Origin of the sequence: Methylophaga lonarensis MPL, assembly GCF_000349205.1 — a bacterium.
Taxonomy (GTDB): Bacteria; Pseudomonadota; Gammaproteobacteria; order Nitrosococcales; family Methylophagaceae; genus Methylophaga; species Methylophaga lonarensis.
In genome coordinates this window covers 1-6,423 of the sequence record NZ_APHR01000089.1, presented here as the reverse complement: position 1 = coordinate 6,423, position 6,423 = coordinate 1, and the positions used below count along the sequence as shown (strand labels likewise).

8 protein-coding genes are annotated in these 6,423 nt (G+C 48.2%); all 8 read right to left on the bottom strand.

The annotated features are described in order from the left end of the window. Nucleotides 1-193: hypothetical protein (locus MPL1_RS14220; RefSeq protein ID WP_009727582.1), on the bottom strand; the 193-nt coding region annotated here is incomplete at its 3' end. Then, on the bottom strand, nt 186-1,004 hold the full coding sequence (locus MPL1_RS12915; protein WP_009727581.1) for a DUF58 domain-containing protein: 819 nt from the start codon (nt 1,002-1,004) through the stop codon (nt 186-188). The genes MPL1_RS12915 and MPL1_RS14220, both read right to left, overlap by 8 nt. Before the next feature lie 12 nt (nt 1,005-1,016). Continuing rightward, a complete protein-coding gene (locus tag MPL1_RS12910; protein ID WP_009727580.1) occupies nt 1,017-2,051 on the bottom strand; it encodes an AAA family ATPase in 1,035 nt (344 codons plus the stop codon). Between the two features lie 74 nt (nt 2,052-2,125). Continuing rightward, on the bottom strand, nt 2,126-2,401 hold the full coding sequence (locus MPL1_RS12905) for a methanol dehydrogenase [cytochrome c] subunit (RefSeq protein WP_009727579.1): 276 nt from the start codon (nt 2,399-2,401) through the stop codon (nt 2,126-2,128). Between the two features lie 73 nt (nt 2,402-2,474). Then, nucleotides 2,475-3,065 (bottom strand): cytochrome c(L), periplasmic, encoded by a 591-nt coding sequence (moxG, locus tag MPL1_RS12900; protein ID WP_009727578.1) that lies wholly within the window; start codon nt 3,063-3,065, stop codon nt 2,475-2,477. A gap of 35 nt (nt 3,066-3,100) precedes the next feature. After that, on the bottom strand, nt 3,101-3,949 hold the full coding sequence (gene moxJ, locus MPL1_RS12895) for a methanol oxidation system protein MoxJ (RefSeq protein WP_009727577.1): 849 nt from the start codon (nt 3,947-3,949) through the stop codon (nt 3,101-3,103). Between the two features lie 92 nt (nt 3,950-4,041). Further along, nucleotides 4,042-5,928, bottom strand: a complete 1,887-nt coding sequence (locus MPL1_RS12890) for a methanol/ethanol family PQQ-dependent dehydrogenase (protein ID WP_009727576.1) — start codon at nt 5,926-5,928, stop codon at nt 4,042-4,044. A 202-nt stretch (nt 5,929-6,130) separates the two neighbouring features. Continuing rightward, on the bottom strand, nt 6,131-6,423 hold a 293-nt coding region (locus MPL1_RS12885), incomplete at its 5' end, for a response regulator transcription factor (protein WP_009727575.1).

The window sequence follows — 6,423 nt, the reverse complement described above, 5'->3', positions numbered from 1 at the left end:
GCAATGATGATTGACTMAGCGCCGTGTCCCGGTCAGTGACAATATGAAACCGCTGCTCAATGATGTCGCCGGTGACAATGCCAAAGTGACGTCCGCTGTCGACTTTGCTGAGGCGTGGCTGAACGGGTTCAGCCGCGTATCCAGCGTTTAGAAAACCGCAGGTGAGCATTAAAAGCAGGACTTGTTTAAACATTAAAATATCGCCGCATTGACTGAACGCAATAGTGATCAAAAAACCAGACAGGCCGTCGCTGAAATTGATTAAACATCTGATTGAGATGCTGTTTGCGTAGCTCAAACGATTGTTCAATTTGTTGGCGCTGATGGGGCGTCACAAACACTAATTGCGATTGTCCAGTTTCAGAATCTGTGACATTCACAAATCGCCAGAGTGGATAGTTTTGATACTCACTTTGCAACCAGATAACCAAAGGCACGACGATATGTCCTTGCAATGACTGGAGTACTTGAGCGATTTTCATATCACTCCAGTGAAAATCGGAGATCAGAAATACCAGAGCAGCGCGAGTCGGCAATAGCGAGGTCAGAGCAGAAAAAGCATAGGCATCATTATTGGTCTGTGAGGCCATGTTGAGTTGAGCAAGCTCATCACTGAGCAGTGTGCTCGCAGGCAATTGCTGGACGCGGTCCGTCAACAGATAACGATCATGGTTATCGTTCATCGCATACACGGATTGCTGAATGCTGAACATGCACTCCGCAACGATGTCAGGCTTGTCAGCCAATCGCATGGAGGATGAGCCATCAACCAAGGTCAGCACCTGAAGCTTATTTTGTTGCCGAAAGCTTTTAACAAACATCGTTTCAAAGGGATCTTTGACGCTCTGCAGCAAATCGATCCTGTTGGGCGCCGGATCCGAGAGAAACGGTGACTTTCGATAAAACTCACCATCGATGCCATGGCGACGACTTTTATGCGAACCATCACTAATTGCATTCAGCAGAAATGGGGCTTTGTAGTTAAAAACCTGTTGCATTTGCATGGTGAGTCAAACTCAGGGAGCCGGGATATGTGCCAGGACTTTTTCTATCAAGGCTTCAACAAGCTGTTCGGCTGCATATTGATAGGCGGGTGTAACAAATAAACGGTGTTTGGCGATAACAGGTAGCACCGCATGGAAGTCTTCAGGAGTCAAACAATCACGTTGAGCCAGCCAGGCATTTGCCCTTGCGGCTCTTGCCAAGAAAGCAATGCCTCTTGGTCCCATGCCTCCTGCGATCAGATGTTCGGTATCAATATCACTCAGTTGAATATTGGCTTGGCCCGGGTTTCTTAGAGCCTGACAAAGTCTGAAGCCATAATCCTGAATGGCAGGACTGGCATGAATATGCTGTTGAATCTGTGCCGCAATTTGATTCAGCTCACGATAAGGCACAATTGCTTTCTGGGCCTCATCAACCAGACTGTCGGAGTTATAAAAACGCGTATCAAACATCAACATTTTCAGCTGATCTTCAGCCGACGGCTGGGCAATGTGCAGCTCCATCATGAAGCGGTCGCGTGCTGCTGCTGGTAACTCGAAGGTTTCGTCACGTTCGATACGGTTGCGATCGGCAAACACTTGCAGATAAGGGAAATGAAAACTTTGGTTGAATGCCGAGAGACTTTTTTCAGCCATGATTCGTAACAACATGGCATGAACCTGAGGTTTGGCCCGGTTGATTTCATTAAAGAAGAAAATCGACAAATCTTCGCCGTGTTTTAACAGAGGGCCTTTGCCAACGGCAGGTTTGCCATGTTCATCGATATGGGTGTAATAAATCAAGTCATGGGGCATCAGATCAATGGTGCCCTCAATGCGTTCAAAGTCGCCGCCAAGGCTTTCGGCTGCTATTCGCAATAGTGTTGTTTTGCCTACCCCGACATCACCTTCGAGTAGCACGTGGCCGCGACAAAAGATGGCAATCGTCAACAGTTTGACGACATGACTTTGTCCCAGAATATGGTTATTGATGTTGTCTTGAACACGGTTTGCCAGTGTATGCCAATCGGCTAGCTGATTGTCAGATATAACGCTGCTTCTTTGCATTTGTGCTTACTCGGTTGAGGAATCAAGGCGGGTCAGAAAAGTTGAGGCCGACAATTGCCGGCCTCACGGACGGGTTAGTAATTCCAGGTACCCGTTTTTTTGAAGTTTTCAGCACGTTTGCGGTTGCGCTCTTCCATGGCGTTCATGGCTTGAGTTTGTTTATTGAGCTCAACTTCACTGTGCTTGGGATCATATTTGCTACCCTCAATTTTTTCAGGGAAGCCTGGTTTTGCCTGCCAGCAATCACCTGGTGCACGGCATTGGGTGCCATCATAGGCAATGGCAGGTGTGCCCATTGCCAGCATCAGAGCTGCTGAACCGGCAGCTGCCAGTACGTTCAGTTTTTTCATGGTTCTCTCCTTTTTTGGTTTTACAATCTAACGTTTGCCCTCCGGAACATCCGGAGGGCCCTCGTTAAGCGGTTTATCTGTTTTGACGCTTTTCAAATTCTTTAAGCGCTTCGGCAAATTCTTCAGGCATTGGCGCCGGCGTGAAATTTTCCCGTTCTTCTTCGGTGAGCCATAACGCTTGTTCCGCATCACCCCAGTAGATGCTACGAACCCATGCCATCACTTTGAGAATTTCATCTTTGGTCAATTGATTGCGTTGTGGTCCCATCATTGCCCGGGCACCGTCATAGATAATTTCAAAAAAACCCTTGTCAGTTCGGCCACTGGGATAAGTCCAGTAGGTATCACCCAACGCTGGACCAAGCTTGCCCTCTGCATGGTGGCCATGACAGCCTGAGCAGGCAGTCATAAACAAATCCTCACCAATCCGAATGGCATCTTCATCATTGTTGTAGAGGTTTTCAGCAGTTGCCATAAAATGTTTCACGGCTTCTGTCTCTTCGCCTTTTTTGCCGAAGGAAAAGTCGATTACCGCACCGCTGTTGATATTGCGGAAGGTCACCTGAGCATCAGCAGTACTTGGCATCAGCATGGCACCACTTGCCGCTGTCAATGCCAGCAGACAAACTGCTGTTTTCAGGTTGTATCTAGATGTATTACGCATAAATAAAAGTGTTCCTGTTGAGTCTGAGTGATGATTTAAAGCAGTGGAATGCCTTCTTCTTCAAGCACACTGCGAATCCGTGGTTGTGCCTCGGAAAGTGCTTGATTGATGGCGTTGAGCAGCGCCTGATCATCTTCACGTACTGCGATTGATTGAGGGTAGTGATGCACAATCTCTTCACCGGTACTGACTGTGACCTTAGCGGGCGACATCACCATGGTGAGCGGTTCGCGAGCATTGTGAACATAGCGTGCAACTTCCGGTGCCCATAAATGAGCGATATCGGCATTGCCGGTAATGACTTCGTTGACCAGCTTTTCCGGATCCAGGCGGATATATTGATTTCTTGGCGATTTAAAGCCAAAAAGAGACTTTCCATAGTTGAAATTGGTTTCGTACTTGCCAATTTCTCGCAGCATGATTTCTGATGGACTGCCCGGCACGACTGCAAAGCGCTCAAGTTTTTTCAGATCGGGGCTTTGCCAGTCTTGAACGTTAAGGCTTCCGTTGTCTTTGTAAACAAAAACATAACCGGAGGTGTAGTAAGGCTCGCTTGTAGCGACGCGAGGGTCATTTTCATCAACCCCAATCACGACATCGCATTCGTTTCTCAGCAGATGTTCTGTGACCAGAAAAATTGCTGCCCTGTCTGACCAGACAAATTCCACAGGTATTTGCAGTTGTTCGCCAAGAATACGAGCAATTTTGTTTTCAAACCCCTGCTCTGAACGATTGGAATATGGCATTTCATTACCAGCTGCACAGATTTTGAGTTGTTCAGGCAATGACTGTGATGCGGCAAATGCTGAGCCGTAAGTCATGCCGATTGCAGCTATGAAAGCCGTCAATAAAGGTCTTCCACGATGTGAATTTGTGTTTAACATTTGTCATCTCTCTGGTTGGGATGGCTGGCAACATCAGGATGTTGCCAGCCGGTTGATAACTCAGAACCAAGGTCCTGACGAATCAATGAAATTTACATTTCGTATTCGCCAAGGCTCAGATCGTTGTATGGGCTTCTGCCGTCCAGAGAGAAGACCATCAGACCACCACCCATCTGGGTGTAACGTGCCAGCTCACTGAAGGCACCTACTGCACCAAGACCAGCAGATGGATCGTTCAGGTCAAACACCAGACCTACAGCAGGCCAACCGCCGACGCCATAGTTAATAGCGACGTATTGAGTGCCTTTATGGGTGTAGGTCATTGGATGGCCGATAGCGCCTGACGGCAGTTTGAACTTCCACAACAGATCGCCATTGTCGGAATCACGAGCTTTGATGAAACCATCCAGTGTGCCGTAGAAAACCAGTCCACCAGCGGTTGCCATCGTGCCGCCCCAGATAGAGAATTTCTCCATTTTTTCCCAGGCAAATTCACCGGTAATCGCGTTGTAAGCCTTGATTTGGCCTGAACCAATACCTTGTTGGCGATCACCTTTAGGACCAGGGTAACTCCAGACGTTAGCACCTACGAAGAACTGGCCTGCACGATATGGCAACATGAACGGTTCCCAATCCATACACAGGTGGTTCAAACCCAGGAAGAACAGTTGTCTGTCAGGATCGTATGAGTCCATGCCCTGGTTGTGGAAACCCATTGCCGATGGGCAAATATCGCGTGAGCGATGACCCATACGAGTGCTGTACTCAGGATCCCTGACTGGCAGACCGGTTTGCATATCGACGTGTTTGACCCAGTTGGCTGTGTCATCCATTTTGTCGGCTGAAACCAAATCACCTGTTTCACGATCCAGTGTGTAGATGATGCCGTTGCGATCAGGATGGGTCAGCAGGCGACGCATTTTGCCATCTTTGTCTTTTTGCTCAGACAGCATCATGACGTTAACACCGGCATAGTCCCATTCGTCATGCGGTGTTTTTTGATAACCAAATTTGGCCAGACCTGTATCAGCATCACGACCCCAGATGGTCATGGTCCATTTGTTGTCACCTGGACGCATGGTTTCGTTCCATGGTGCAGGGTTACCTGAACCGTAGTAGAACATTTCCAGATCCGGGTCATAGGCATACCAGCCCCAGTTGGTACCGCCACCAATCTTCCAGGCATCACCTTCCCATGTTGAAAGGCCGAGACCTTTCTGGCCATAGTGTGGATTGTGCTTGTTGAAATCATTGGCAAGGCCGATTTCATCATCAGGCCCTGTGGCATACCAGCGCCAGACCATTTCACCGGTATGAATATCAAAGGCGCTCAGGTAGCCACGCACCCCGAGTTCAGCACCTGAAGATCCTTGAATGACCAGATCCTTGATCACAAAAGGCGCCTGGGTTTGAGTCTGACCAACACTGATATCGGCGGTTTCTACTTTCCAGTGCACCGCACCTGTTTCAGCATTCAGTGCGACAACATGACCATCCAGCTGACTTTTTACAATCATCGCAGGCAATTTGTCATCACCTGGCCAGTAAGCCAAACCACGGTTGACCACGTCACAACAAGCAACTGCGCGTGCAGCCGGATCCTGTTGAGGTTTGTGTTCCCAAACGATTCTTCCTGGATCGTTCAGATTGATGGCAAACGTGATGTTGGGGAATGGCGAGTGAATGTACATCATGTCGCCAATGACCAGTGGCGCACCCTCGTGACCACTCAGTACACCGGTCGAAAATGACCATGCCGCACGCAAATCTTTGACATTGTCTTTATTGATTTGCGTTTGAGTGCTGAAGTGATCGGCTGAGTAGTTTTTACCCTGCATCACCCAGTTTGATTCACTTTTGGACAATTCAACCAAAGTGTTATTGGCCAACACCGCACCAGAGCTGACAAGGCCAAGTACTGAACCAAGCAGTACTGCTGTGCCTTTTTTGCTCAGCTTTCCTATATTTCTCTCTCTCATATAACCTCCTAATTTTAGGGAACGTCAGCTGTATAACGACGCGGAACAACTGAAACGATGCGTCGTCAACAACTCACTTGGCATATCATCGGTTTTAGTTGCATAGAGGTGATAGAGAGGACGACCCCTTATCTGATAGGGAACTTGTCACAGCATGAGCAGGGGAAAAAAGCAAAAATGGGAAAAACTTCCCGTCACACAATTATTTGTGTGGTGAATGGATTAATCCGATTTTTTGAGCCAGAAAGATGATGTCAGCCAGTTTGGTGGTGCCCAGTTTGCGCATCATGTTGGTTTTGTAGTTTGAGACTGTTTTGGGGGCGAGTGTCAGGCTGTTGGCAATTTCATTAATGCTGAGCCCCTCGGCAACCATTCGGAAAACAGCAAACTCCTGATGAGACAATGAACTGATCTTCTGGTCGGTGCGGATCAACTTTTCCATGGCTATAGAGCGAGCCACTTCGGTCCCCAGATAATGACGTCTGGCGGCACTGA

Bases quoted from the DNA above. Each gene is read 5' to 3' on its own strand.
- MPL1_RS12910 (WP_009727580.1), bottom strand. From the start codon at position 2,051: ATGCAAAGAAGCAGCGTTATATCTGACAATCAGCTAGCCGATTGGCAT.
- MPL1_RS12905 (WP_009727579.1), bottom strand. From the start codon at position 2,401: ATGAAAAAACTGAACGTACTGGCAGCTGCCGGTTCAGCAGCTCTGATG.
- moxJ (WP_009727577.1), bottom strand. From the start codon at position 3,949: ATGTTAAACACAAATTCACATCGTGGAAGACCTTTATTGACGGCTTTC.
- moxG (WP_009727578.1), bottom strand. From the start codon at position 3,065: ATGCGTAATACATCTAGATACAACCTGAAAACAGCAGTTTGTCTGCTG.
- MPL1_RS12915 (WP_009727581.1), bottom strand. From the start codon at position 1,004: ATGCAAATGCAACAGGTTTTTAACTACAAAGCCCCATTTCTGCTGAAT.
- MPL1_RS12890 (WP_009727576.1), bottom strand. From the start codon at position 5,928: ATGAGAGAGAGAAATATAGGAAAGCTGAGCAAAAAAGGCACAGCAGTA.